General features: G+C 65.1%; 25 protein-coding genes. 9 read left to right on the top strand and 16 right to left on the bottom strand.

The window, feature by feature from the left end:
- The 4 genes from ACZ2GY_RS05635 to dxr form a co-directional block, all read right to left on the bottom strand.
- The gene (locus tag ACZ2GY_RS05635; RefSeq protein ID WP_318533036.1) at positions 1-435 is read right to left on the bottom strand and encodes a hypothetical protein; all 435 of its coding nucleotides are present in this window, start codon (positions 433-435) and stop codon (positions 1-3) included.
- A complete protein-coding gene (locus ACZ2GY_RS05630; protein WP_277359202.1) occupies positions 435-1055 on the bottom strand; it encodes a MarR family transcriptional regulator in 621 nt (206 codons plus the stop codon). Before ACZ2GY_RS05630 ends, ACZ2GY_RS05635 begins: the two co-directional genes overlap by 1 nt.
- Before the next feature lie 64 nt (positions 1056-1119).
- On the bottom strand, positions 1120-2469 hold the full coding sequence (locus tag ACZ2GY_RS05625; RefSeq protein ID WP_471673241.1) for a M50 family metallopeptidase: 1350 nt from the start codon (positions 2467-2469) through the stop codon (positions 1120-1122).
- Between the two features lie 27 nt (positions 2470-2496).
- Entirely contained in the window at positions 2497-3714 is a 1218-nt protein-coding gene (dxr, locus tag ACZ2GY_RS05620; protein ID WP_471673240.1) for a 1-deoxy-D-xylulose-5-phosphate reductoisomerase, read from the bottom strand.
- A gap of 121 nt (positions 3715-3835) precedes the next feature.
- On the opposite strand from dxr, the gene ACZ2GY_RS05615 reads away from it, so the two are divergent.
- A complete protein-coding gene (locus ACZ2GY_RS05615) occupies positions 3836-4795 on the top strand; it encodes an NAD-dependent epimerase/dehydratase family protein (protein WP_471673239.1) in 960 nt (319 codons plus the stop codon).
- A 24-nt stretch (positions 4796-4819) separates the two neighbouring features.
- On the opposite strand, the gene ACZ2GY_RS05610 is transcribed toward ACZ2GY_RS05615, so the two are convergent.
- From ACZ2GY_RS05610 to ACZ2GY_RS05580, 7 genes are read right to left on the bottom strand one after another with little or no spacing between them, the layout of a single operon-like run.
- The gene (locus ACZ2GY_RS05610; RefSeq protein ID WP_346028864.1) at positions 4820-5632 is read right to left on the bottom strand and encodes an HpcH/HpaI aldolase/citrate lyase family protein; all 813 of its coding nucleotides are present in this window, start codon (positions 5630-5632) and stop codon (positions 4820-4822) included.
- Positions 5625-6140 carry a MaoC family dehydratase gene (locus ACZ2GY_RS05605; RefSeq protein WP_277359197.1) on the bottom strand — a complete coding sequence of 172 codons (516 nt, stop codon included), beginning with the start codon at positions 6138-6140 and terminating at the stop codon, positions 5625-5627. Before ACZ2GY_RS05605 ends, ACZ2GY_RS05610 begins: the two co-directional genes overlap by 8 nt.
- Positions 6130-6786, bottom strand: coding sequence for a CoA transferase subunit B (locus tag ACZ2GY_RS05600; RefSeq protein ID WP_056548528.1), 657 nt, complete (start codon positions 6784-6786; stop codon positions 6130-6132). The genes ACZ2GY_RS05605 and ACZ2GY_RS05600 overlap by 11 nt, the downstream gene beginning before the upstream one ends.
- Before the next feature lie 2 nt (positions 6787-6788).
- Positions 6789-7583, bottom strand: a complete 795-nt coding sequence (locus ACZ2GY_RS05595) for a CoA transferase subunit A (RefSeq protein ID WP_471673238.1) — start codon at positions 7581-7583, stop codon at positions 6789-6791.
- Positions 7584-7631: 48 nt separating this feature from the next.
- Positions 7632-8795 carry an acyl-CoA dehydrogenase family protein gene (locus tag ACZ2GY_RS05590; protein ID WP_277359213.1) on the bottom strand — a complete coding sequence of 388 codons (1164 nt, stop codon included), beginning with the start codon at positions 8793-8795 and terminating at the stop codon, positions 7632-7634.
- Positions 8789-10861, bottom strand: a complete 2073-nt coding sequence (locus ACZ2GY_RS05585; RefSeq protein ID WP_471673237.1) for an acetyl/propionyl/methylcrotonyl-CoA carboxylase subunit alpha — start codon at positions 10859-10861, stop codon at positions 8789-8791. Before ACZ2GY_RS05585 ends, ACZ2GY_RS05590 begins: the two co-directional genes overlap by 7 nt.
- Positions 10862-10866: 5 nt before the next feature.
- A complete protein-coding gene (locus tag ACZ2GY_RS05580) occupies positions 10867-12471 on the bottom strand; it encodes a carboxyl transferase domain-containing protein (protein ID WP_346028861.1) in 1605 nt (534 codons plus the stop codon).
- Positions 12472-12645: 174 nt separating this feature from the next.
- On the opposite strand from ACZ2GY_RS05580, the gene ACZ2GY_RS05575 reads away from it, so the two are divergent.
- Both ACZ2GY_RS05575 and ACZ2GY_RS05570 read left to right on the top strand, forming a co-directional pair.
- A complete protein-coding gene (locus ACZ2GY_RS05575) occupies positions 12646-13260 on the top strand; it encodes an SACE_7040 family transcriptional regulator (RefSeq protein ID WP_471673236.1) in 615 nt (204 codons plus the stop codon).
- A 39-nt stretch (positions 13261-13299) separates the two neighbouring features.
- Positions 13300-13839 (top strand): GNAT family N-acetyltransferase, encoded by a 540-nt coding sequence (locus tag ACZ2GY_RS05570; protein ID WP_318533035.1) that lies wholly within the window; start codon positions 13300-13302, stop codon positions 13837-13839.
- A gap of 117 nt (positions 13840-13956) precedes the next feature.
- Here ACZ2GY_RS05570 and ACZ2GY_RS05565 read toward each other — a convergent pair whose 3' ends face one another.
- From ACZ2GY_RS05565 to pdhA, 3 genes are read right to left on the bottom strand one after another with little or no spacing between them, the layout of a single operon-like run.
- A complete protein-coding gene (locus ACZ2GY_RS05565; RefSeq protein ID WP_471673235.1) occupies positions 13957-15360 on the bottom strand; it encodes a dihydrolipoamide acetyltransferase family protein in 1404 nt (467 codons plus the stop codon).
- Between the two features lie 8 nt (positions 15361-15368).
- The gene (locus tag ACZ2GY_RS05560; RefSeq protein WP_346028858.1) at positions 15369-16385 is read right to left on the bottom strand and encodes an alpha-ketoacid dehydrogenase subunit beta; all 1017 of its coding nucleotides are present in this window, start codon (positions 16383-16385) and stop codon (positions 15369-15371) included.
- Entirely contained in the window at positions 16385-17530 is a 1146-nt protein-coding gene (gene pdhA / locus ACZ2GY_RS05555) for a pyruvate dehydrogenase (acetyl-transferring) E1 component subunit alpha (RefSeq protein WP_277359677.1), read from the bottom strand. Before pdhA ends, ACZ2GY_RS05560 begins: the two co-directional genes overlap by 1 nt.
- Before the next feature lie 214 nt (positions 17531-17744).
- On the opposite strand from pdhA, the gene ACZ2GY_RS05550 reads away from it, so the two are divergent.
- From ACZ2GY_RS05550 to ACZ2GY_RS05540, 3 genes are all read left to right on the top strand, one after another.
- Positions 17745-18215 (top strand): Lrp/AsnC family transcriptional regulator, encoded by a 471-nt coding sequence (locus tag ACZ2GY_RS05550; protein WP_056549215.1) that lies wholly within the window; start codon positions 17745-17747, stop codon positions 18213-18215.
- A gap of 106 nt (positions 18216-18321) precedes the next feature.
- Entirely contained in the window at positions 18322-18741 is a 420-nt protein-coding gene (locus ACZ2GY_RS05545) for a DUF4383 domain-containing protein (RefSeq protein WP_471673234.1), read from the top strand.
- A gap of 16 nt (positions 18742-18757) precedes the next feature.
- Positions 18758-19399: a hypothetical protein gene (locus ACZ2GY_RS05540; protein ID WP_346028855.1), complete on the top strand. Its 642-nt coding sequence runs from the start codon at positions 18758-18760 to the stop codon at positions 19397-19399.
- Positions 19400-19489: 90 nt separating this feature from the next.
- Here ACZ2GY_RS05540 and ACZ2GY_RS05535 read toward each other — a convergent pair whose 3' ends face one another.
- Together ACZ2GY_RS05535 and ACZ2GY_RS05530 are read right to left on the bottom strand one after the other, a co-directional pair.
- Positions 19490-21109 (bottom strand): solute symporter family protein, encoded by a 1620-nt coding sequence (locus ACZ2GY_RS05535; RefSeq protein WP_277359679.1) that lies wholly within the window; start codon positions 21107-21109, stop codon positions 19490-19492.
- The gene (locus ACZ2GY_RS05530) at positions 21106-21489 is read right to left on the bottom strand and encodes a DUF485 domain-containing protein (protein WP_346028854.1); all 384 of its coding nucleotides are present in this window, start codon (positions 21487-21489) and stop codon (positions 21106-21108) included. The genes ACZ2GY_RS05535 and ACZ2GY_RS05530 overlap by 4 nt, the downstream gene beginning before the upstream one ends.
- 260 nt (positions 21490-21749) lie before the next feature.
- Between ACZ2GY_RS05530 and ACZ2GY_RS05525 the strand changes: the two genes are divergently transcribed.
- Genes ACZ2GY_RS05525 through ACZ2GY_RS05515 form a run of 3 tightly spaced genes read left to right on the top strand, consistent with a single transcriptional unit; the run spans position 21750 to position 24105 of the window.
- Positions 21750-22943, top strand: coding sequence for a sensor histidine kinase (locus ACZ2GY_RS05525; RefSeq protein ID WP_471673233.1), 1194 nt, complete (start codon positions 21750-21752; stop codon positions 22941-22943).
- Positions 22944-22999: 56 nt separating this feature from the next.
- Positions 23000-23719, top strand: coding sequence for a LytR/AlgR family response regulator transcription factor (locus tag ACZ2GY_RS05520; protein ID WP_056548551.1), 720 nt, complete (start codon positions 23000-23002; stop codon positions 23717-23719).
- A 5-nt stretch (positions 23720-23724) separates the two neighbouring features.
- Positions 23725-24105, top strand: coding sequence for a DUF485 domain-containing protein (locus tag ACZ2GY_RS05515; RefSeq protein ID WP_318533045.1), 381 nt, complete (start codon positions 23725-23727; stop codon positions 24103-24105).
- Position 24106 lies beyond the last annotated feature (1 nt).

Below are 24106 nucleotides of genomic sequence, written 5' to 3'. Positions count from 1 at the left end.
TCAGAGCAGGTAGGCAGCTGTGAGTCCCGCGACAGCGCAGGCCCACAACAACGACGTCAGCGTCCCGATGATGAACCGTTCGGCGGCCGCGGGCGTTTCCTTCAGCTCCGCGTAACGCCCCAGTCCCTTGATGGCAACGACGTAGGCAATGGCAACCGGTTCGTTCAATAGAATTGCGAGCGCCACACCCGTGCGCTCCAGGATGCCGATCACCAGCCCGCCGCGGAGCACACCCGGTGTGTCCGGAGCGGTCTCCTCGAGCGCCGCTTCCGTTTCACCCGTTACCTCGACAGCGGGCGTCTCACTGTTGGTGACGGGGGCAGGGGGCCGCTTCTGGTCATCAACAGCACGCGCCAGGCGCAGGACGGCGAGCGTGATGGGAGAGCCCAGGCCGCCTGCAACGACGAGCGCCATAACGCCCCAAAAAAATTCCACTATTCCCTTACCCCATCTGCGGTATGCCCAGCATCTGCACTTGCCAGCTGCAACAATACTGCGGCGGCGGGACGGGCAGCCCACTCTTCGATCCAGGCTGATCGGAAGACCGCCTTACTGACCGCCTGCGGGCTGATATCCAGCGTCCTGGCCACCGCCGATTGGCTCCCTCTCTGTTGCGGTTCGAGCAGGTCCAGAATGCGCCACTCCGCATCTGTCCGGTGCATGACGAACCGTCCAATGAGCGAGAGCACCCCTTCCGCGTCAGCGGCGCCGTCTGCACCCTCCACGGCGAGCGGCGCACGGTCACCTGTTTTCTTTGCCCGCTCGACGGCGGCTCTTGCAGCCACGAAGGCGCTCCCCCTTCCCTCGCGCGGGGTCGGCGGCAGCGGAAGCTCCACTGTGCCGATGCCGATGCCGACATACCATCCGCCGGAACGCAGGCAGCGCAATGCAGCTTCAACAACGTCTTCCCCGGCCGCCAGGACTCCCTGGATCTCATCCCCCACTGACCGCTCGAACGGAACGGCTGCGGGGACCCCCTCCAGATAGTTGAGCAGGGCGGGAACGCGGTCGGGCTCGTTGGTGCTGTTCCGCTGATCGATCGTCAGAACGTACATACTGGAACCTTAGAAGGTTGATCTTAGAAATTCAACCTATTTAAGGTGAATTTATGAATTCAACCTAGCCGAAAAGATCCACCGGCTTCACGATGTCGGCGTAAATGAGAAGCGCACCCATTCCCATCAGCAGAATCGCGACGGCGTAGGTCACGGGCAGCAGCTTCGCCATATCAAATGGCCCCGGGTCCGGGCGTTTGAAGAGTTTAGCCACGCCGCGCCGCAGTCCCTCCCACAACGCGCCGGCTACATGGCCGCCGTCGAGCGGCAGGAGCGGAATCAGGTTGAACACGAACAGCGCCAGGTTCACGCCTCCCACCAGGCCGACCAACGTCGCTGCACGGGCTTCCAAGGGGATTTCCTCCATAGCGGAGACCTCCCCGGCGATCCGGCCGACACCCACCACGCTGATGGGGCCATTCGGATCACGCGGTGCGTCGGAGAACGCGGCTTCGGCCACCTGCGCGACACGTTGAGGCAGATTGAGCACGACGCCGGTCACGCGGACCAGGCTCTCGCCCACCGCCGGCATCACTTCCGAAGCCGGCTGCGGCACCAGTTCCTGCTGGGACCCGACCCCGATGAAACCGACTTCCTGCATGACCGGGGTGCCGTCGTCATTGAGCATTGCCCTGCCATCGACGTCGGGGACGGGGCGCTCGGTGAGCAGCGGCTCAATGGTTTCGTTGATCGTCTCGCCGTCCCGAACGTAGGTGATCGGCACTTCCTGGCCGGCTGCATCCCGGATCCAGGACGAGAGTTCGCTCCAACTCGTCACCTCGCGTCCGTCGAAAGCTACGATGCGGTCCCCCGGCTGGAGCCCGGCTTCGAAAGCGGGAGCGGCCGGATCCGCGGGGCCGCAGTCTGTCTGACCGGTTTCCTGCTGCTGATCGGCCGCAACCACACACTGATACACCTCCGAGACCCTGGTGGTTGCCTGCGCGGATCCGAAGCCCATGATGAGGACGGCGAACATGATGATGCCGATCAGCAGGTTCATCAGCGGCCCACCGAGCATGATCACAATCCGCTTCCAGATGGGCAGCTTGTAGAACACCCTGAACTCGTCACCGGGCTGGAGCTGTTCGGCTGCCGCCTGGCGGGCATCCGCTGCAAGCTGCTGGAACATACCGGTGCTGGACTGGCGGACTGTTGCGCCGCCGTCGGCCTTGTTCGCCGGAGGGAACATACCGACCATGGACACGTAGCCGCCCAGCGGGAGGGCCTTGATGCCGTACTCGGTTTCGCCCCTGCGACGGGAGAACACGGTGGGACCGAACCCGATCATGTACTGCGTGACCCGCACCCGGAAGAGTTTCGCGGGCACCAGGTGTCCCACCTCATGCAGCGCGATGGAGGCCGCGATACCGACGGCCACAAAGAGCACGCCGGCTATGAACAGCACAATGGTCACTCGTCAGTTCCTTCTCGCTGGTAAGTCTCAGTCCTGGAAACCACAACGAATCCGAGCCCGGCGCCGTGCCCAGGTTTCGGCGTCGAGCACCGACTGCAGGGTGAGGTGCGCTTCGCTGGTATGGTCTTCGACCACGGCGCGCACGGTGTCCACGATATCCGTAAAGCGGATCCGGCCGGCGTGGAATGCCGTTACTGCCTCCTCGTTTGCTGCGTTGTAGACCGCCATGAAGGTCCCCCCGCGCGCCGCTGCGTCCTTTGCGAGCGCAACGGCGGGGAATGCGTCCTCATCCAGCGGTTCAAACGTCCAGGAGGTGGCCGTGGTCCAGTCGCACGCCGATGCTGCGCCGCGTACGCGGTTTGGCCAGCCGATACCGAGGGCGATGGGCAGGCGCATGTCGGGCGGCGAGGCCTGGGCGATGGTGGAGCCGTCAATGAACTCCACCATCGAGTGCACCACGGATTGCGGGTGCACAACGACGTCGATCCGGTCGAGCGGCACGTCAAACAGCAGGTGCGCCTCAATCACCTCGAGGGCCTTGTTCACCATGGTGGCGGAGTTGGTAGTGACCATCAGCCCCATGTCCCAGGTGGGGTGGGCGAGTGCTTCCGCAGGGGTGACCGACGCCATTTCGGCGCGGGACCGACCGCGGAACGGGCCGCCGGAAGCTGTGAGCACCAGGCGCTGAACCTCCTCGGCGGTTCCGGAGCGGAGTGCCTGGGCAATGGCGGAGTGCTCAGAATCGACGGGAACGATCTGCCCCGGACGGGCCGCGTCACGGACCAGTTGACCGCCGGTGATGAGCGATTCCTTGTTGGCGAGCGCCAGGAGATGGCCCTGCTTCAGTGCGGCAAGGGTAGGTGCAAGGCCGATCGAACCGGTGATGGCATTGAGAACGACGTCGGCGTCCGGCCGGGCGGCAAGGCCGGCGGATGCGTCGGGACCAGTGAGCAGTTCCGGCCGGTACCCCGCTTTGCCTGCCTTCCGGGCGGCGTCAGAGATAGCGGCGTTGAGTTCCTCCTCAGAGCTGGCCGCCGCGGCCACCGCCGGAGACTCGGCGTTCACCGCTTGTTCAGCGAGCAGCGCCAGGTTGGATCCTCCGGCGGAGAGACCCGCGACCGTGAACAGGTGCGGAGACTGTGCGATGACATCCAGGGCCTGGGTACCGACTGAACCGGTGGATCCAAGAATGATGACGCGACGCGCGGACTGTGCAGGATCGGGTTGGGGCAGCGGGAACTCCATCTCCCCAGTATCCCGCACTGCCTTGAGCGAGGCGGAACAACCGTCCTCTTGTACCTTTGCACCTGCTCTGCCAAGGTATGGATATTTCTTGATCGTTGCCGATCGAAGCGGAGGACGGCGAGTGACTGGCATTCATGTGGTGGTCGGAGCCAGCGGCGGCACCGGCAGAGCGCTGGTACGCGAACTAGTCCGGCGCGCCCGTCAGGTACGGGCCATCAACCGCAGCGGCAGCATACCGGTGCCGGAGGGTGTGGAGGTTGCCGCCGGCGATGCAACCGACCCGGATCGGATGATTGAGCTGTGCCGGGGAGCGGCTGTTGTCTACAACGCCGTCAACGTCCCCTTTGTGCAGTGGAGAGAGGCCTTCCCCAAAGCCGTTGATGGTGTGTTGGCCGGCGCGCGAGCCGCAGGTGCGGTCATGGTCTTCGCGGATGACACGTGGATGTACGGCCGGGTTGAAGGTGCGATGAGGGAGGATCTGCCCTATCGTCCGGTCAGCGACAAGGGGGTGTTGCGCGCGTGGCTGGCTGAGCGCGTTCTGGCCAGCCATTCCCGCGGCGAGGTCCGGACGGTGATAGCGCGGGCACCCGAACTCTATGGACCCCAGGTTGAGTCCCTCCTGGCCCGCAACCTCTTCGGGGCCGCCGTCGGCCGTTCGCCGGCGGTGTGGGTGGGTGCGATGGATCAGCCGCTCGGCCCGCTGTTCATTGACGATTTTGCCCGTGGAATGATCGAGCTCGGTGAGCAGGAGGCGTCCTATGGTTCGGTGTGGCATATTCCTACTCCGCCGGCAATAACCGCCCGGAAGTTCCTGTCAATCCTCGAAGCCGAGTCAGGTAGCCGAGTGCGCGCGCTTCGTGTAGGCGCCGGAACCGCTCGGGCGCTCGGTCTGGTGTGGAAAGTGGCGCAGGAAGGCGCCGAAATGCTCTACCAGTTTCACCAGCCGCACGTAGTGGATGCGAGCGCCTATCAGGAACGCTTCGGTCCGGTGGAACCGACAGCCTATGAGGACGGGATACGGCGTACCCTCCAGTGGTACCGCCAGTCACCGCGACAGCGGCTCATGTCACTCGGAGCCTGAGGCGGCAACGCTCACACCATCGCGTTAGGGCTGGCCAGCCCTGCGGAGGGTCTGCTCGGCATGCCGCAGGATCGGCCCGTCCACCATAGTGCCGCGGAAGGTAAAGACGCCGCCCTCGTGCTGCGCCGCTGCCAGCACGTCGCGCGCGAACTGTTCCTCGTCGGCCGAAGGCTGGTAGGCCTCCCGAATGATGCTGACCTGGCTCGGGTGGATGCAGGCCTTCATACCGAACCCCGAAGCGACGGCGTCACGCGCCTCCGCGGCGAGCCCGTCCACGTCCGGGATATTGACGTAGACCGAATCAATCGCCTGCTTCCCTGCAGCGGCCGCCGCCAGGAGGACCGTGGAGCGGGCATGCATCGCGATGTCGCGGTAACTGCCGTCCTCCTTACGGCTGCCCGTACCACCCAGCGAGGCAACCAGATCCTCGGCTCCCCACATGAGGGCGACGACGTTGGGTTCCTCGGCAAGCTCGGTCGCCTTCAGCACTCCGCACGCCGTCTCGCAGAGCGCGACAACACTGAAACCGTTCAGCGACCACAGGTCCTCTACGCCCTCCGCCTTGGCCAGCATGACCGTGCGGTACTGGGTGTCCCGAAGCGCCTGCAGGTCCAGCGCGAACTCGTGGCTCTGGGCGGGATTCACCCGCACGATGGTCCTCGCAGGATCAAGCGGGTTCGCGATCAGGGCTTCGCGGGCTGCTGCCTTGCTCTCAGGGGCAACCGCGTCTTCGAGGTCGAGGATGACGGCGTCCGCGCGCTCTGCTGCCTTGGAGTACCGCTCGGGACGGTCAGCAGGGCAAAAGAGCAGGGCAGGGCCCATGCCGAAGTCAGTCATGAACGCGCTCCCCGACTCCATGCGCCACAGCCGTCCACATCAGGACGGTGCGGGTAGCGAGCGCCACGATCTCGCCGTCCTGATTGCGTCCGGTATGTTTCATGGTCACGAGCCCCTGGCCGGGGCGGGACTTCGACGGCCGCTTCTCGGTGATCTCCGTCTCGGTGTACAGGGTGTCGCCATGGAAGACCGGCTTGGGGAAGGAAATGTCCGTCAGTCCCAGCTGCGCCACGATGGTCCCCTGCGTGAGCTGCGTGACTGACTGCCCGACGACGGTCGCCAGCGTCAGCATCGAGTTCACCAACCGCTGCCCGAAGGGCTGTTCCCCGCTCCACGCAGCATCAAGATGCAGCGCCTGCGTATTCATGGTCATGGTGGTAAACAGGACGTTGTCCGCTTCAGTGAGCGTCCTGCCCGGACGGTGCGCATACACCACGCCCGTCTGCAGTTCGTCATAGTAGAGGCCGCGCTGCACCACTGTTCCGGGCGCTGGTTCCTTACCGCTCATCGAGGTCGACCTCCAACGGGGCACCGGTGGCCGCGATCACGTCATCAACGCTGACTCCTGGAGCGGTCTCACGAAGGATCAGCGTTCCTGAGTTGCGCCCGGAATCCACGTCAATGACGGCGAGGTCGGTGATGATGCGGTCCACGCACCCCTTGCCCGTCAGCGGCAGCGAGCACCGCTCGACAATCTTCGGGTTGGAGTTCCGGTCCACGTGCTCCATCATGACGATCAGCCGCTTGGCTCCGAACACCAGGTCCATGGCGCCGCCCATGCCCTTGACCATCTTGCCCGGGATCATCCAGTTGGCCAGATCCCCGTTGGCGGCAACTTCCATGGCACCGAGGACAGCGACGTCGACGTGCCCTCCCCGCACCATGCCGAAGGAGGAAGCGGAATCGAAGAAGGCCGCGCCGTCATTGACGGTCACAGTCTCCTTGCCCGCGTTGATCAGGTCCGGGTCCAGCTGGTCCTCCGTGGGATACGGTCCGACACCGAGGATTCCGTTCTCCGAGTGAAGTACCACTTCAACGCCTGCAGGAATGTAGTTGGGAATGAGCGTGGGCATGCCGATGCCCAGGTTCACGTACTGCCCGTTCTCCAGCTCCTGCGCCACCCGCGCAGCCAGTTCGTTACGTGTCAGGGCCATGGTTAGAGCTCCTTCGCCTGGCCGGAGAATTCTTCCGGGCTGGAGGTAGTCAGGGAAACCGTCCGCTTCTCGATGCGCTTTTCGGTGTCCGGCGCATGCACAACCCGCTGAACGAAGATGCCGGGAATATGGACGTGCTCCGGATCGAGCTCGCCCGGCTCCACCAGTTCCTCCACCTCCGCGATAGTGATGCGGCCGGCCTGCGCACAGAGCGGGTTGAAGTTCATGGCCGTCGCGTGGAACACCAGGTTCCCGTGGCGGTCGCCCTTCCACGCATGGACGAGGGCGAAGTCAGGTGTGACTGACTCCTCCAGCACGTAGTCCTGCCCGTCAAACTCCCGCACTTCCTTGGGGGAGGAAGCAATGGCGATGTTGCCGGCGTCGTCGTATTTCTGGGGCAGCCCGCCCTCGCTCACCTGCGTGCCTACCCCGGCAGTCGTGTAGAAGGCGGGAATGCCGGCGCCGCCGGCCCGCAGCTTCTCCGCCAGCGTTCCCTGCGGCGTCAGCTCAACCTCAAGTTCCCCCGCGAGGTACTGGCGGGCGAACTCCTTGTTCTCACCGACATACGAGCTGATGGTGCGCCGGATCCGGTGGTCGTCAAGGAGCCGTCCCAGGCCCCAGCCGTCCACACCGCAGTTGTTGCTGATGGTTTCGAGTTCCTTGGTTCCCTGCTGGTGCAACGCATCGATGAGGGCCACAGGAATACCGCAGAGCCCGAACCCGCCCACGGCCAGGGACGCGCCGTCAGGAATGTCCGCTACGGCCTCGGCTGCTGAGGCGACGACTTTGTCTATCACTGCTTCTCCCTTACTCGTTTCAATCAGGTGAGTGGCCGACTGCCCGGCTCAGAGTCCCAGTTCGCGGGCAATCAGCATCAGCTGCACCTCGGTGGTTCCCTCTCCAACCTCGAGGATCTTCGAGTCACGATAGTGGCGGGACACCGTGAACTCATTCATGAACCCGTAGCCGCCGAAAATCTGCGTGGCATCGCGGGCGTTGTCCATCGCTGCCTCGCCTGCGACCAGCTTAGCGATGGATGCCTGGGTCTTGAACGGCTTGCCCGCGAGCATCCGCGCAGCGGCGTCGTAGTACGCGAGCCGGGCAGTGTGAGCGCGTGCCTGCATCCGCGCGATCTTGAACTGGATCGACTGGTAGCTGCCGATATTGGCGCCGAAGGCCTGGCGTTCCTTGGCGTAGCGGATGGATTCCTCTACACAGCCCTGGGCGGCTCCGGTAGCGAGCGCAGCGATGGCGATACGGCCCTCGTCGAGGATTTGGAGGAAGTTCGCGTAACCGCGCCCCCGCGTCCCGAGCAGGTTGGCTTCCGGTACGCGCACGTCCTTCAAGGTCAGCGGGTGAGTGTCCGACGCGTTCCAGCCAACCTTGTTGTACGCTTTTTCCGCCGTGAAGCCCGGTGTGTCGGTGGGCACGAGGATGGTGGAAATCTCCTTCTTCACCGAGCCGTCCTCCCGCGTGGCAGTGTCAGTGACGGCGGTGACCGTGACCAGCCGCGTGATATCGGTTCCGGAGTTGGTGATGAACTCCTTGCTGCCGTTGATGACCCACTCACCGTCAACCAGCTTCGCGTTGGTCTTGGTGCCGGAAGCGTCAGAGCCGGCCTCTGATTCGGTCAGCCCGAACCCGGCGAGCGCCTCACCGCTGGTCAGCATCGGCAGCCACTGCTGCTTCTGTTCCTCGGTACCGAACCGGTACACGGGCATGGCGCCCAGTGAGACGCCCGCCTCGAGGGTGATCGCCACCGACTGGTCGACCCGCGCCAGTTGCTCAAGGGCCAGGCACAGCGCGAAGTAATCGCCGTCCATGCCGCCGTACTGCTCCGGGAACGGGAGCCCGAACAGGCCCATCTCGCCCATCTGGGCAATGACCTCGTAGGGGAAGCTGTGCTCTTCATCGTGCTTGGCGGATACCGGCGCCACGACCTGGTCAGCAAACTCCCGGACGGTATCAACCAGGTCCTGGTATTCCTCGCTCAGTTCAAAGTTCATGATTGGGGCTCTTCCTGTTCGGTGGGAACTGTTCCGGCGGCAGGATCTTCTGCCTCGCCGGACGGGACGGGGTGAATGCGGGCAACAACCTGGTTTGCTGACACGAGGTCACCCGGGCTGAGGGTGATAGCAACGGTGCCGGACACTGTCGCGGTGAGCTGGTGTTCCATCTTCATTGCTTCGACGCTCACAAGCACCTGCCCTTCGGCAACGGAATCACCATCGGCGACGTTCACCGTGATCACCGTGCCGGGCATCGGCGAGCGCACTTCCGGATCGGCGGCGCCGTCCGTTCGGGCAATGGAAGCCAGCTGTGTCTGGAGGACCTCCTCGCGGCTCAGCATCCGTACTGGCTGGGACCAACCGGCATCCGTCAGCCACAGTGTGGAGCCGTTCGAGGCGAACCGGGTATCCAGCGTGACACCGTCGACAACAGCGCGGCCCGTCCCGTTTCCCTCCCCATCGACGAGCCAGTCAACCTCATAGCGATTGTCATTGAGAGCAACCACACTGCGCGCGCCGTCGCGCGTCAGGAACACGGTCTGCGGCGAAGTGTTCCCGACCTGAAGCTGAACGGGTGTTGCCGCGTGCACCCCGCCAATGCGCCAGCCGTCCCTTGAGTGCCACGGGGAGGCCGCACCGCCACCTGTGGAATGCCCTGCCAGTACGACGGCGGCCGCAGCGATCTCCGCGTCGGAGGCCGTCCGGAAGGCGAGGTGGGGAAGCTTCCGCTCGATCATGGTGGTGTCGAGCCGGCCGGCGCGGACGTCGTCGTCATTGATGAGCAGGCGGAGGTACTCCACATTGGTGCGCAGGCCCGCTATCCGGGTGCGCGCAAGCGCAGAATTCAGCCGGTCGAGGGCCTCCGAGCGGGACGGCGCCCACGCAATGACCTTCGACAGCATCGGATCATAGGTGGGGGAGATTTCCAGCCCCGGCAGCAGCGCGCTATCAACCCGAATGCCCTCACCCTGCGGTTCGGCCAGGTCGACGACGGTCCCCGCCGAGGGCAGGAAGCCCGCCTCCGCGTCTTCCGCGTACACGCGCGCTTCCACTGCGTGGCCGGTGAGGACGACGTCGTCCTGTGCCAGCGTGAGCTTCTCGCCGGCGGCGATACGCACCTGCCACTCGACGAGGTCCACGCCTGTCACCATTTCGGTGACGGGGTGCTCGACCTGGAGCCGCGTATTCATCTCCATGAAGAAGAATTCATCCGGCGCGTCGTCGGACACCAGGAACTCAACGGTCCCGGCCCCCACGTAGTCCACGCTGCGGGCCGCGTTGCACGCGGCCTCGCCGATCCGCGCGCGGGTCGCCTCGTCAAGAAGCGCCGAGGGAGCTTCCTCGATGACCTTCTGGTGCCGCCGCTGCAGCGAGCACTCCCGCTCCCCCAGGTGAATCACGTTGCCATAGGAATCCGCGAGCACCTGCACCTCGATGTGCCGCGGTGTGCGGATGAGCCGCTCGAGGAACAGGGTGTCATCACCGAAGGCGGACGCTGCAACGCGGCGCGCCGTCTTGAGGCTCTCCGAGAGATCTTCAGCGCGTTCCACGGCGTGCATGCCTTTGCCGCCGCCGCCGGCCGAGGGCTTGATGAGCAGCGGGTAGCCCACCTGGCCGGCTGCTTCGATGAGGTCTTCGTCGGTCAGGCCCGACTCAGCGATGCCGGGGACCACGGGCACGTCGAAGCCGCTGACGTGGTTCTTGGACCGGATCTTGTCACCCATGACGTTGAGGGCGTGGACCCGCGGCCCGATGAACACCAGGCCGGCTTCCTCGAGCGCGCGGGCAAAGGCCTGGTTCTCGCTGAGGAACCCGTATCCGGGATGCACGGCGTCGGCGCCGGTCGCCTTGCAAGCCGCGATGATCGCTTCAATGTTGAGGTAGCTCAAGGCAGCGGCAGCCGGGCCGATCCGCACTGCCTGATCAGCCTCTAGCACGTGGCGTGCACCGGCGTCGGCGTCGCTGTACACGGCGACCGAGCGGATGCCCAGTGCGCGTAGCGTCCGGATCACCCGGCAGGCGATTTCACCGCGGTTGGCTACCAGGACTGTTTCAAAAAGGGGCATCTCACTCACATCCTGAAGAGGCCGAAGGAGGTCTCCGGCAGCGGCGCGTTGGCGCAGACATCGAGCGCGAGGCCAAGCACACGGCGGGTGTCCGCCGGGTCAATGATGCCGTCGTCCCAGAGCCGCGCGGTGGAGTAGTAGGGACTCCCCTGTGCTTCGTACTGCTCGCGGATAGGAGCTTTGAACGCCTCCTCATCCTCGGCGCTCCACTCTTGCCCGCGCGCTTCCAGCTGGTCGCGCTTGACCGTGCTCAGCACGGAAGACGCCTGGTTGCCGCCCATGACGGAAATGCGGCTGGCCGGCCACATCCAGAGGAAGCGCGGCGAGTAGGCGCGCCCGCACATCGAATAGTTACCCGCACCGAAGGAACCGCCGACGACGACGGTCAGCTTGGGCACGCGGCACGTCGCCACCGCTGTGACCATCTTTGCCCCGTGCTTGGCGATGCCGCCGGCTTCATAGTCGCGGCCGACCATGAAACCCGAGAGATTCTGCAGGAAGATCAGCGGAATGCCCCGCTGGTCGCACAGTTCGATGAAGTGGGCGCCTTTGAGAGCTGACTCGCCGAAGAGCACGCCGTTATTGGCAACGATGCCCACGTGGTGGCCATGCAGTGTGGCAAAACCGGTGACGAGAGTGGTGCCGTACTCCTTCTTGAACTCGTGGAACTTACTGCCGTCCACGATGCGCGCGATGATCTCCCGGGCGTCATAGGACGCATTCACGTCGACCGGCACGGCGCCGTAGAGGCTCTCCGGCTCCACGGCTGGTTCTTCGGGAACAGCAGGCGCCCACGCCTGCTCCGGCACGGGCAGGGTCGAGACAATATCCCGAACGATCTCCAGTGCGTGCTGGTCGTTCTCCGCGAGATGGTCGACAACGCCGGACGTCTTCGCGTGCACGTCCCCGCCGCCGAGCTCTTCGGCGGTGACGATCTCACCGATGGCGGCTTTCACCAGCGGCGGGCCGCCGAGGAAGATGGTTCCCTGGTTCCGGACGATCACCGTTTCATCACTCATCGCCGGAACATACGCTCCACCTGCGGTGCACGAGCCCATGACTGCGGCGATCTGCGGAATCTTCCGCGCGGACATGGTGGCCTGGTTGTAGAAGATGCGGCCGAAGTGCTCGCGGTCCGGGAATACCTCATCCTGTCGGGGCAGGAACGCTCCGCCTGAATCCACCAGGTACACGCAGGGCAGGTTGTTCTCCAGCGCGATCTCCTGGGCGCGAAGGTGCTTTTTGACCGTCATCGGATAGTAGGTGCCGCCCTTGACTGTGGCGTCATTGGAAATGACGAGGACGTGACGTCCGTGCACCAGACCGATACCCGCGATGACTCCCGCTCCGGGGCTCTCGTCGTTATACATCCCGTTGGCGGCCAGCGGGGCTATCTCCAGAAACGGACTGCCCGGATCGAGCAGGTGGTCGATCCGGTCCCGCGGCAGCAGCTTCCCGCGGCTGACGTGACGTTCGCGGGAACGCTCCGGGCCGCCGAGGGCAGAGTCAGCGAGCCGGTCCCGCAGCTCGGCAGCGAGTGCGCGCTGGCCGGCGTCGTTCTGCCGGAACGCTTCGGCGTTCGGGTCCAGTCGCGAGGCCAGGGTCTCCATTGACGTCCTTTCGGTCCGCGCGCGAGCCTTCAAACTTCACGCACGCAACCACTCAGTTAGCAGGGATTAACTCAAATTTAGGTTAGTAGCTATTAACCGAACTGTCCACCAGAATGGAGGAATCCCCTCCGAAGTATTCCGCCACCGAAGTTCCTCCACCGAAGAAAGACAGGCATGGACGCCCCAGCTCCCACCCGGATGACCGGCCGCAGCCTCGCCAAGGCCTCACGGCGAGCGGCACTGTTGGATGCGGCCGCGCAACTGTTCGCCGAGCGCGGCTACAACGGAGTCTCCATCGAGGACCTGGGAGCAGCAGCCGGTGTCAGCGGACCGGCGGTGTACCGGCACTTCAGCGGAAAACCAGCAGTGCTCGCCGCGCTGCTGGCCGGCGTCAGCCAGGATCTGCTCGAGGGCAGCCGTGCCGTTGTTGCTGAATCCCCCGGCCCCCAGCAGGCGCTCCGCGGGCTGATCGAGTTCCAGGTGGACTTTGCACTCCGCAATGCCAACGTCATCAGGGTTCAGGACAGGGATCTCAGCTCCCTGGCTGATGAGGACCAGGAGACCGTGCGTTCCCTGCAGCGCACCTACGTGGAGGTATGGGTGGATGCCCTCGCCGCTCTCGCGCAACAACCAGACAGAACCCATCTGCGCCGCAAGGCCCACGCCGCATTCGGGCTCATCAACTCCACCCCGCACTCCACTCACCGTCGCCGCAGCAGCAAGGACACCGCAGACCTGCGCCAGCTGCTTGAGGAAATGGCGTGGGCCGCCCTCACCGTGGAGGCATGAGTGCACACGGGGCGCCACTTCCCGCGTCCTAGTACGCTGATGAGTAGAGCACCTCACGTGCACCCGAACCTCGCAGAAACCACCCCTGTTCCGCCTACCGGAAAGTCTCCAGTGATCACGCTACGCGCCGTTGAACCCACCGATCTGGACGAGTTCTTCTCACACCAACTCGACCCCAGCGCCAACCACATGGCCGCCTTCAGTGCCAAGAACCCCTCGGACCGGGGGGTCTTCGACCTCCACTGGCAGAACATCCTCAATGACCCCACGGTCACAGTCCGCACCATCGAGGCTGACGGAGCGGTGGTGGGAAGTATTCTCGCCTACCGCGACGCCGACATCCCCGAGATCAGTTACTGGATCGACAAGGCGCGCTGGGGCCAGGGAATTACGACGGCGGCAGTCGGCCTCTTCCTCGAAGAGTTCACCGAGCGCCCGCTCCGGGCACGCGCAGTCGCAGACAACACCAATTCGATCCGGATCCTCGAACGCTACGGATTCACCCAGGTCGGTGAGACGCAGGGTTTCGCGAACGCTCGCGGCGCGGTGGTCAGGGAGCTCGTCCTCGAGCTTCGCTAACGCTCCCAAGAACGGAACTTTTGTGCAGCTCCGGTGACTTCGACGCTTGTCGAAGTCACCGGAGCTGCACAAAAGTTCAGGGTGGACGGGCGGCCCAACCCGAGGTGGACAGGTCCGTCAGACCATCGTCAGGACCATGCCCGGGTCGGACAGGATGGTCCCGATATCCGCGAGGAAGCGTGAGCCCTGTTCGCCGTCCACCAGCCGGTGGTCGAAGGACAGGCTGAGGGTCATGACCTGCCGCAGGGCAACCTCATTCTGGTACTCCCACGGCATTTTCCGCACCGACCCCATGGCCAGGATCGCCGCTTCTCCCGGATTGAGGATCGGCGTGCCCGCGTCAATGCCGAACACACCGACGTTGGTGATGGAGATGGTCCCGCCGGAGAGATCCGCGGGACTGGTCTTGCCGGCACGTGCCGTTTCCGTCAATCCTTTGAGCGCATCTGCCAGCTCGCGGAGCCCGAGCGTGTGCGCATCCCTGATATTCGGGACGACCAAGCCGCGCGGAGTAGCGGCTGCAATGCCCAGGTTCACGTAGTGATGCTGCACAATCTCCTGGGCGGCCTCATCCCACCGGGAGTTCAGCGTGGGATTGCGGTCCAGCGCGATGCACAGTGCTTTGGCCACCAGCACCAACGGAGTAATGCGGACATCTGCGAACGCCCTGCTCGTTTTCAACCGTGCCAGCAGGTCCATGGAAGCCGTGACATCCACGGTCAGGAACTCGGTGACGTGCGGCGCAGTGAAGGCACTGGCCACCATGGCAGCGGCGGTGTGCTTCCGCACGCCCTTGATCGGTGTGCGTGTCTCCCGCTTGCCACTCATGCGCGACGCCGGCGCCCCGCCTGTCTCTGCAGGTTGCACCCCACGGTCGGATCCCTGCTCTCCGGATCCCTCCTGACCGGATCCCCCCTGTGCCGCCAGCACGTCTTCGCGGGTGATGAGACCCTGTGGACCGCTGCCGTTCAGAGCGGTGAGGTCGATGCCGAGATCACGTGCAAGCTTGCGTACCGGCGGGGTTGACCGCGGACGCTCCAGCTGCGCCTCCGCCGGAACGGAGGGCTGCGGTGCCTCAGCCATCACAGGAGCGCCAACGGGTTCTGCAGCGCGGGCAGGCTCTGCCGCTCCGCTGCTGCGCCGAGCCCGCCGCGCGGGCCGGCCCGTCTTCTCAACAGCCGCTCCGTACCCCACGAGGTTGGGTTCCCGCTTGGCCGGCGGCGCGTCGTCGTCGTTTGTGTCCGCTGAGGCGTCCGGAGAATTGGTGGAGGGTCCGCCGGAACCCGGCACGTCGAAGGACACGATCGGCGAGCCGACCTCCACAACCGTTCCGGGCTGCTCGTGCAGCTTCGCCACAACGCCCGCGTACGGCGACGGCAGTTCCACGACCGCTTTCGCGGTTTCAACGTCCGCGATGACCTGGTTCAGCTCCACGGTGTCGCCCACCGCTACATGCCAGGCGACGATCTCCGATTCAGTCAGGCCTTCGCCGAGGTCGGGCAGTCGGAATTCCTTGATCACCGGTGACACTATCCTTCCAGTCCACTGCGGGAGCTAAGGGAGTTTGACCGGCCCAGGGCGCGGTCAACTCCATCGAGTATGCGGTCCAGATCCGGTAGATGATGGAACTCAAGCTTGGAGTAGGGGTACGGGATGTCGAATCCCGTCACGCGGACCGGTGCGTGCTCCAGGTGGTAGAAGCAACGCTCGGTGATGCTCGCCGCAATTTCGGCGCCGAGGCCGCCTGACTGAGCGGCTTCATGCGTAATGACCAGGCGTCCGGTTTTCCGCACCGACTTCTCCACGGTGGCGAAGTCAATCGGAGCCAGGGAGCGCAGGTCAATCACCTCGATCGAAATGCCGTCGTCGGAGGCTGCAATGGCGGCGTTCTGTGCCGTCGGCACCAGAGGCCCGTAGGTGACGAGCGTGACGTCGCTGCCCTCGGTAACCACTTTCGCGTCATTCATGCTGGTGGCGCCCAGGTCCACGCCCTCGTCCACCTCACCCTTCACGTGATAGCGGCGCTTCGGTTCGAAGTAGAGCACAGGGTCATCGCTCGCAATGGCCTGCTGGATCATCACAAAAGCATCCTGGGGGTTGGAGACGCTCACCACCCGCAGCCCGGACGTGTGGGTGAAGTACGCTTCCGGGGACTCCGAGTGGTGCTCCGGGGATCCGATACCGCCGCCGAACGGCACCCGGATGGTCAGCGGCACCTTGACTGCACCCTGGGTCCGGTAGTGCAGCTTGGCAACCTGGCACACGATCTGGTCGAACGCCGGGTAGATGAAGCCATCGAACTGGATTTCGACGACGGGACGGTAGCCACGGTAGGCCAGGCCGACTGCCGTGCCCATGATGCCGGACTCCGCGAGCGGCGTATCGAGGACGCGGTGGGACCCGAAGTCCTTCTGCAGGCCGTCGGTGATGCGGAAAACGCCGCCCAACTTTCCGATGTCCTCGCCCATCAGGACAACCTTCGGGTCATTTTCCATGGCCCTGCGAAGGCCTGCGTTGATGGCACGGCCGAATGTCATGGTGGACATCAGCGGCTCACCTCCCTGGAGGAGTTGGATGCAGCGGTATCTGCGTCGGCGGAATCAAAGTACTTCAGATACTGCTCATAGGAGTCCTGCTGGCGATCGAGCCATGAATTCGGCTCACTGTAGACGTGCTTGAAGACGTCAAGGACCTGCGGCTCCGGCATAGAGATGCAGCCCTCGCGAAGCCGGGCGGCGACGTCGTCGGCGGTGGCCTTGACGGAATCCGCCACCTCCGCGGACAGCAGGCCGCGTGCGTCCAGAAGCGCGGCCAGGCGTGCGATGGGATCCTTCGCGGCCCAGTCCTCAAGCTCGTTCGCGTCCCGGTAGCGGGTGGGGTCATCGGCCGTGGTGTGCGGGCCCATCCGGTAGGTCACCGCCTCGATGAAGGTGGGACCGCCGCCGGTCCGGGCGCGGTCGAGCGCCTCACGGGTAACGGCGAGGCACGCGAGCACATCGTTGCCGTCCACGCGGACGGAGGGGATGCCGAATCCGGGCGCGCGGTGGGCGATGGGCACGTGTGCCTGCAACCCGACCGGCTCGGAGATGGCCCACTGGTTGTTCTGGCAGAAGAAGATGACGGGCGCCTGGTAGCTGGCGGCAAAGACCATTGCCTCGTTGACATCGCCCTGGCTCGTGGCGCCGTCTCCGAAGTAGGTGACCGCAACGGAGTCCGCACCGTCCGCCAGGACACCCATGGCGTATCCGGTGGCGTGCAGGGTCTGCGCGCCGATGATGACCTGCGGCGGGGCCATGTTGATGGCGTAGGGATCCCAGCCGGCGGAGGCGTTGCCCCGCCAGACGCGCAGGAGATCCGTGAGGTCCACGCCGCGGCAGTAGGCAACGCCGTTCTCGCGGTAGCTGGAGAAAACAAAGTCATCTTCGCGCAGAGCGCGGCCGGAGCCAATCTGCGCCGCTTCCTGTCCCAGCAACGGCGGCCAGAGCGCAAGCTCACCCTGGCGCTGGAGAGCCGTGGCTTCGGCGTCGATCCGGCGGATGACGATCATGTCCTCGTACAGGGCCTGCAGAGCGGCGTCGTCGACGTCGGAGACCCAGCGGTCATACGCGGCGTTGCTTCGGCGTTCGCCATTGGGCGCAATGAGCTGGACCAGCTCATCCTGCGTGGCATCCGCATCGTTGTTCAGAGGCACGTTCACTCATCCTTCTTCTTACCGGCTTCGGCGTTTGTACACCGGTCAACCGCAGCCTCCGACGCCGATCCGTGGGTGTTCGGCGGGCCGAGGGCGCCGTTGCCCGAGGTTTAGTGTGACGATACTCACGCAAGCCACACAGCACAACCGAACATGGAATGACTGAGCATTGTGCTCGATTTGCTGCCTTCGCGCCGTGCTACCGTTGCGCACTATGCAGCCCCTTGATGCCACTGACACGCGGCTCCTTCTCGCACTGGCGCGGGACTCCCGGCGGACCGTCGTCGCCCTCGCCCAGAAGCTGGGGCTCTCGCGCAATACCGTCCAGGCACGGATGACCCGGCTGGAGAAGAATTCGACGTTCCTGTCCTTTGAACGGCGGATCAATCCGGCAGCGCTCGGCTACCCGCTCACCGCGTTCATCAATGTCCACGTGGACCAGCGGAAACTCGGCTCCATCACCGGCCAGCTCGCCGGTATCCCCGAGGTCCTCGAGGCGCACGGGCTGACCGGGCAGGCGGACATCCTGGTCCGCGTGGTGTCAGTGGACGCCGAAGACCTCTTCCGGATCAATGGAAAGATCCTGGCCTGCGACGGAGTGGAACGCTGCGATACCTCCCTCGCCATGCACGAGTTGATCCCTTACCGCATGGAGCCCCTGCTGGAGCGCGGTTCCGCGGAGTAACCTCTTCCATTCCTGATCCGAACAGCAGAACCATCCAAAGTGAGCACTGATCCGAATGGTGTGCAGAGCTCCACCAGGGAGCGCACATCACACGAAAGGCATCACCATGGGAACCTCCCCCAACCGGCTACTCGCAACCGTCTTCGGAGTCGTCTACCTGCTCGTCGGAATCCTCGGCTTCTTCGTTACCGCCGGAGTCGGCTTCTTCGCCACTGAGGGCAACACGCTCATCATCTTCGAGGTCAACCCGCTCCACAACATCATCCACCTGGCCATCGGCGCAGCACTGCTGCTTGCCGGCCTCAACTCGGTGAGCGCCGCCAAGGGCGTCAACACCACCGTGGGTGCGGTCTACCTCCTGGTGGGCATCCTCGGGCTCTTCCTGGTCGGCACCTCGCTGAACATCATTGCCCTCAACGGTGCCGACAACGTTCTGCACCTCGCGAGCGCCGTCCTCCTGCTGGGCGTAGGCCTGTCACAGGACAAGAACGTGCGCACCGCCAGCACCCACGCACACACCGCGTAGTCCGGACGTCGCTTTGATGAACAGTGCTGCGGTTGAGGAGCGGGCCCTGCCCGCTTTTCAACCGCGCGCCGACGCGGAGCAGGGCACCACGGGTGAACTGCTCCGCCTGCTGGCCGGATTCACTGCCCTCGGCTCAGGCCTGACGTTCTTTGCCCTCGCAGCCGACGCCCTGCTGGCTGCCGGCGGCATCCTGAATGTTGTGGTGGGAATGCTCACCGGGCTGTGGGCGGCCGCACTTACCCTGTGGGGAATTCTGGCGCTGCGCGGAACGCCCGGGCGGAACCGGGTTCCTGCCCTGCTGGCAGTGGTGGTGCCCGCCGTTCTTCCCGGTGCCGCCGCCGTCGTGCTGGGTGTTCTGGTGTGGGGTGCGCTGCTCGCGCCGGCCGAAAGCAGGAACTTCGACCTCACGCTTGCCTCCGCACTGGCGCTCGTCCTCCTGCAGCTCGGTTGCCGCGGCGCCCTGCACCGGCGGGCAGACCGTTCAGCTGCCGGCGCGAAGCTCTCCCCCGGCAGGCTTCTCACCGGGCTCTTCCTCTGTGCCGTCCTGGTTGCCGGAATTACGACGCCGGGACTCGCCGCATCAACGGCCGGTGACAATGCGGTGCCGCACGGCGAGCACGGCCTGGTTCCCGCGCCGGCGGAGCATCCCGGTCACTGAACAAGCGAGTTCATGAACAGGCAAGTTCGCGAAGATGACAGAAGGGGCCGGAATCGACATGATTCCGGCCCCTGCTGCGTCTAGTTGGGACTAGTGGTTGGTCGCCTTTTCCGCGCCTACCCCTGTCAGCGAGCGGACCTCCATCTCCGCCTGCTTCTGCGCATCCTCAGTCCGCTTGGCCAGCACGGTGCCGAGCCAGCCCAGGAAGAACGCCAGCGGGATCGAGACGATGCCCGGATTGCTGAGCGGGAACCAGGAGAAGTCAGCCGTCTGGATCATCGACTTCTCCCCGCCGGAGACCACCGGCGAGAACGCGATCAGGATGATTGCGGTGAGCAGGCCGCCGTACATGCTCCACAGCGCGCCCTGGGTGTTGAACTTCTTCCAGAACAGCGAGTAGATGATGGTTGGCAGGTTGGCGCTCGCCGCCACGGCGAAGGCCAACGCGACGAGGAACGCAACGTTCTGTCCCTGCGCACCTATTCCGCCGACAATCGACAGCACACCGATAACGACGACGGTGCGGCGCGCCACCTTCACCTCACCGTCCGGATCCACCTTGCCCCGGCGAACCACGTTCGCGTAGATGTCATGCGCGAAGGATGCGGCGGCGGTAATGGTAAGTCCCGCAACCACCGCGAGGATGGTGGCGAAGGCAACTGCGGAGATGATTCCCAGCAGGAACGGCCCGCCGAGTTCGAACGCCAGGAGCGGTGCGGCCGAGTTGACGCCGCCGGGTGCATTGTTGATCCGGTCAGCGCCGATGAGGGCTCCGGCGCCGTAGCCGAGAACCAGCGTGAACAGGTAGAACGCTCCGATGAGCCAGATCGCCCACACCACTGAGCGGCGGGCTTCCTTGGCTGTGGGAACGGTGTAGAAGCGCATGAGAACGTGCGGCAGGGCCGCGGTTCCCAGGACGAGCGCCAGGGCCAGGGACACGAAGTCCAGGCGGGTGGTGCCCGAGGCGCCGTACTGCAGCCCCGGGCCGGTGATGGCAGGGTTGCCGGAGGTCTCGATGGCGGCACCGAGCAGGGTCGAGAGGTTGAAGTCGTGCAGGGCGAGCACCCAGATGGTCATCACGAATGCGCCCGCGATGAGCAGGCAGGCCTTGATGATCTGGACCCAGGTGGTGCCTTTCATGCCGCCGATCAGCACGTACAGGATCATGAGCCCGCCAACCACGGTGATGACGAGGGACTGTCCCAGCCGATCGTCGATGCCGAGGAGCAGGGACACCAGGGCGCCGGCTCCGGCCATCTGCGCCAGGAGGTAGAAGAAGCAGACAGCGAGCGTGGTGATGGCCGCTGCTATCCGTACGGGACGCTGCTGCAGCCGGAAGGACAGGACGTCCGCCATCGTGAACTTTCCCGTGTTGCGGAGCAGTTCCGCGACGAGGAGCAGTGCCACCAGCCAGGCGACGAGGAAGCCGATCGAGTACAGGAATCCGTCATAGCCGTTGATCGCAATGGCGCCCACGATGCCGAGGAAGGACGCGGCGGACAGGTAGTCCCCGGCAATAGCCGTTCCGTTCTGCGGGCCGGTGAAGGATCGTCCGGCAGCGTAGTAGTCCGCCGCCGTCTTGTTGTTGCGGCTCGCGCGCAGCACGATCACCAGGGTGATTGCCACGAAAATGCCGAAAATGGTGATGTTCAGCCAGGGCTCGCCGACCTGCGTCGTCTCAACGGTCTGCAGCGGCAGGTACTGCCTCATTTGGTTCCTCCCTCTGGGGCATTGAATACCTCAGGTGCGGCGTCTTCGAGGTCGTTGCGCAGTTCCTCGGCGATGGGATCGAGTCTCCTGTTGGCGTAGCTGACGTACCACATGGTGATCCCGAAGGTGCTGACAAACTGCAGCAGCCCAAGGAGCAGTCCGATGTTGACGTTCCCCCATACGGGCGTGGACATGAATTCGTGTGCGTAGTCAGCGAGCAGCACGTACAGGAAGTACCACAGCAGGAATGCTGCTGCCATGGGAAAAACGAAGCTGCGGTGACGCTTCCTCAATTCCTGAAACTGCGGCCGCTGCTGGACTTCCGTGAAGTCCACGGACGCCGACGGCGGTGCGCCGGGTGCGGATGGGTCGTGGCCCATTGATACCTCCTCGTTAGGCTCCCACGCAGGATCAGTACCGCACTGGACGGCAGGGAACGAGGGAGTGTGACTCCCATCACTGTTGGTCACATCGCGTGAGGGCGCCAGCACCTTGGGCAGGCACATCGCCCAACGCGCGTCGGCCTGCGATAAACGGTGCGCGCCTGCGCCGAACGGCTCACGGCCACTGCGCCAGACGATTCAAGGCCACCGTGCCGAACGGTTCAGGGCATGGCGGGGTTCACGGCTACTCTTGACCCATGCTGAGCCCCGCCGTCGACGCCGCGCTGGTCGGCGCCGTCGTTCTCGTCACCCTCGCGGTGGTGGCGGTCCTCGGCTTCAGGTTCTCCCGTTCCTACCGTGACCTCGGTTCCGACGCGGACCGCGCCACCTACGCGACGCTGCACACCGTTGCGCTGGCCTCTGAGCACCTGAGGACCGGCCTGACGCCCGGCGGAGCGTCGAAGGCGGCACGGCACCTGCGGGGCCTGCTGCGCAGCCAGGCTCTCCTGGTGACGGACCTGAACGGCGTCCTGGCGTGGGATGGCACCTCCGCCGAACCCGCTGAGGTGATGACCGTTGTGCAGGAGGTCCTCTCCAGCGGGCGGACGCAGATCTTCAAGAGGCTCCGGCTGGGGCCGGTGACCGGAGGAGAGGAAGGACTTGCCGAGGCAGTTCTGGCACCTATCCGGGTAAACGGCCGGGTGGTGGGAACGGTGGGAGCCTTCGCACCGACAGTCAGCGCAGGGCTCGTCCGCGCGACGAATGAGGTCGGCGCCTGGGTGGCCACCCAGGTGGAGCTGGCCGAGCTGGACTCCTCGCGCACCCAACTGATGGAGGCCGAGGTCCGTGCGCTCCGGGCGCAGATCAGCCCGCACTTCATCTACAACTCCCTGAACGCCATCGCGTCCTTCATCAATACGGACCCGGAGCGGGCGCGGGAGCTCGTGGTCGAGTTCGCCGACTTCACCCGCTACTCCTTCCGCCGCCACGGCGACTTCACCACCGTGGCGGAGGAGCTGAGGTCCATCGACCGCTACCTGCTGCTGGAGCGGGCGCGTTTCGGTGACCGGCTCCGCGTCAGCCTCCAGATCGGTCCGGAGGTGCTCAGCACCGTGATCCCCTTCCTCAGCCTCCAGCCGCTGGTGGAGAACGCCGTCCGCCACGGCCTCGACTCAAAGGACGGAACAGGCAACATCACCATCACAGCGCACGACGCCGGCGCCTACGCGGTGGTCACCGTCGAGGACGACGGCGTGGGGATGGATCCCGATCGCCTGCGCGCCGTCCTTGCCGGGCACGTCGACGGAGTCCACGTGGGGCTGCGGAACGTCGATTCCAGGCTGCGTCAGGTGTACGGTGACGCCCATGGGCTGATCATCGATACCGCACCCGGCGCCGGCACCCTGATCACGCTGCGCGTTCCGAAATCCCAGCCCGCCCACCAGACCTGAGGGTTGCCCTGCGTCCCGTGGCGCGGACGCCTGATCGACCGCGTAACCTAAGGAGCATGGTCAACGTGGTCATCGTGGACGATGAACTCCCGGCGCTCGCCGAACTCGGCTTCCTGCTCTCCAAGGACGCCCGCATCGACGCAATCCATCAGGCGTCCAGCGGCGCCGAGGCTCTCCGGATCCTGCAAAGCCACCCGATAGATGCACTGTTCCTCGACATCCACATGCCGTCCCTCTCAGGGCTGGACATCGCCAGGGTCATCTCGCGCTTCAGCCGGCCTCCCGCCGTCGTCTTCGTCACGGCGGACGAGGACCGGGCGCTGGAGGCGTTCGAACTTCGCGCCGTCGATTATTTGCTCAAGCCGGTGCGCACGGAAAGGCTGACCGAGTCCGTCCGGCGGATCTGCGAGCTGATGGAGGACGGCGCAGCCACCCCGGACGTCATCACCGTGGATCAGGGCGGCATCAGCAGGATGATCCGGCGCGACGAGATCCGCTACGTGCAGGCGCAGGGCGACTACGCCCGGCTGCATACGGCCGAGGCGAGCTACCTCATCCGCATTCCACTCAACGACCTTGAACGGCAATGGGCCGATGCCGGTTTCCTGCGGACGCACCGCTCCTACCTCGTGGCCATGGATCAGGTGACCCAGGTCAAGCTCGGGTCGGGCAGGGCAAGTGTCCTCGTGGGCGAGGCGGAACTGCCCGTCAGCCGGCGGCACCTGTCCCAGATCCGCGGCAAGCTGGAAGCCACCCGCCTGAGGCCGGGACAGTAACGAACGTGACAGAGCCTGAGGACCGCCCGGCCCGGGTTCGGGTCACCGCGCCGCACTCCGCCGCCGGGCCCGCCGGAACCTTTCCCGTCTCGCGGGAGATGGCTGAACAGTCCGACGTCGGCGAGCTGTTTGTGCGTTCACTCATCCGATCCCAGCTGCGCCTCGCCGTGGTGGTCGCCTCCGGTTTCCTTGTGATCCTGGTGGGCATCCCCATCCTGTTCAGCATCTTCCCGGCCGTCACCACGTGGACCGTCGCAACCGTGCCCGTTCCCTGGCTCCTGCTCGGCCTGGGCATCTATCCGCTCGTGATTGGCTGCGCCGTCCTGTATGTGCGAAGCGCCGGGCGCATTGAGCAGCGCTTCCGGGACCTGGTGGACGACCGGTGAC

The organism is Arthrobacter sp. KKT183 (assembly GCF_055657625.1).
Note: the sequence above shows the minus strand (reverse complement) of the source record. Positions and strands in the feature narration are given on the sequence as shown.

What these genes read in the sequence shown, in the direction of transcription:
- ACZ2GY_RS05630 (WP_277359202.1), bottom strand. Translation starts at nt 1,055, where the DNA reads ATGTACGTTCTGACGATCGATCAGCGGAACAGCACCAACGAGCCCGAC.
- dxr (WP_471673240.1), bottom strand. Translation starts at nt 3,714, where the DNA reads ATGGAGTTCCCGCTGCCCCAACCCGATCCTGCACAGTCCGCGCGTCGC.
- ACZ2GY_RS05610 (WP_346028864.1), bottom strand. Translation starts at nt 5,632, where the DNA reads ATGACTGACTTCGGCATGGGCCCTGCCCTGCTCTTTTGCCCTGCTGAC.
- ACZ2GY_RS05605 (WP_277359197.1), bottom strand. Translation starts at nt 6,140, where the DNA reads ATGAGCGGTAAGGAACCAGCGCCCGGAACAGTGGTGCAGCGCGGCCTC.
- ACZ2GY_RS05600 (WP_056548528.1), bottom strand. Translation starts at nt 6,786, where the DNA reads ATGGCCCTGACACGTAACGAACTGGCTGCGCGGGTGGCGCAGGAGCTG.
- ACZ2GY_RS05585 (WP_471673237.1), bottom strand. Translation starts at nt 10,861, where the DNA reads ATGCCCCTTTTTGAAACAGTCCTGGTAGCCAACCGCGGTGAAATCGCC.
- ACZ2GY_RS05580 (WP_346028861.1), bottom strand. Translation starts at nt 12,471, where the DNA reads ATGGAGACCCTGGCCTCGCGACTGGACCCGAACGCCGAAGCGTTCCGG.
- ACZ2GY_RS05575 (WP_471673236.1), top strand. Translation starts at nt 12,646, where the DNA reads ATGGACGCCCCAGCTCCCACCCGGATGACCGGCCGCAGCCTCGCCAAG.
- ACZ2GY_RS05570 (WP_318533035.1), top strand. Translation starts at nt 13,300, where the DNA reads ATGAGTAGAGCACCTCACGTGCACCCGAACCTCGCAGAAACCACCCCT.
- ACZ2GY_RS05560 (WP_346028858.1), bottom strand. Translation starts at nt 16,385, where the DNA reads ATGTCCACCATGACATTCGGCCGTGCCATCAACGCAGGCCTTCGCAGG.
- ACZ2GY_RS05550 (WP_056549215.1), top strand. Translation starts at nt 17,745, where the DNA reads ATGCAGCCCCTTGATGCCACTGACACGCGGCTCCTTCTCGCACTGGCG.
- ACZ2GY_RS05545 (WP_471673234.1), top strand. Translation starts at nt 18,322, where the DNA reads ATGGGAACCTCCCCCAACCGGCTACTCGCAACCGTCTTCGGAGTCGTC.
- ACZ2GY_RS05540 (WP_346028855.1), top strand. Translation starts at nt 18,758, where the DNA reads ATGAACAGTGCTGCGGTTGAGGAGCGGGCCCTGCCCGCTTTTCAACCG.
- ACZ2GY_RS05535 (WP_277359679.1), bottom strand. Translation starts at nt 21,109, where the DNA reads ATGAGGCAGTACCTGCCGCTGCAGACCGTTGAGACGACGCAGGTCGGC.
- ACZ2GY_RS05530 (WP_346028854.1), bottom strand. Translation starts at nt 21,489, where the DNA reads ATGGGCCACGACCCATCCGCACCCGGCGCACCGCCGTCGGCGTCCGTG.
- ACZ2GY_RS05525 (WP_471673233.1), top strand. Translation starts at nt 21,750, where the DNA reads ATGCTGAGCCCCGCCGTCGACGCCGCGCTGGTCGGCGCCGTCGTTCTC.
- ACZ2GY_RS05520 (WP_056548551.1), top strand. Translation starts at nt 23,000, where the DNA reads ATGGTCAACGTGGTCATCGTGGACGATGAACTCCCGGCGCTCGCCGAA.